The 527-nt window shown below is 55.0% G+C and carries 2 rRNA genes; both read left to right on the forward strand.

Features of this window, described 5'->3' with window-relative positions:
- Positions 1-211 (forward strand): 16S ribosomal RNA (locus B5M42_RS25170); the annotation flags it as partial.
- Between the two features lie 101 nt (positions 212-312).
- Positions 313-429: ribosomal RNA gene (rrf, locus tag B5M42_RS25175) — 5S ribosomal RNA — on the forward strand.
- The last annotated feature ends 98 nt before the right edge of the window (positions 430-527 follow it).

Below are 527 nucleotides of genomic sequence, written 5' to 3' on the forward strand. Positions count from 1 at the left end.
GTCGGAATTGCTAGTAATCGCGGATCAGCATGCCGCGGTGAATACGTTCCCGGGTCTTGTACACACCGCCCGTCACACCACGAGAGTTTACAACACCCGAAGTCGGTGGGGTAACCCGCAAGGGGGCCAGCCGCCGAAGGTGGGGTAGATGATTGGGGTGAAGTCGTAACAAGGTAGCCGTATCGGAAGGTGCGGCTGGATCACCTCCTTTCTATGGAGACTCGGTTCAGAAGTGAACCAGTCAAGCTTTCTTCACTCGTGTTCAGTTTTGAAAGGGTAAGCCTTTCATGCAACAATCCATTGTTGCACGCGTTTGGTGATGATGGCGGAGGGGAACCACACGTTCCCATCTCGAACACGACCGTTAAGCCCTCCAGCGTCGATGGTACTTGAACCGCAGGGTTCCGGGAGAGTAGAACGTTGCCAAGCGAGCCCACTGCGGTGGGTTTTTATTATGAATACCAAGGGCCCTTAGCTCAGCTGGTTAGAGCGCACCCCTGATAAGGGTGAGGTCGGTGGTTCGAGTC

Source organism: Paenibacillus athensensis (assembly GCF_004514475.2).
GTDB classification, from domain to species: Bacteria; Bacillota; Bacilli; order Paenibacillales; family NBRC-103111; genus Paenibacillus_AL; species Paenibacillus_AL athensensis.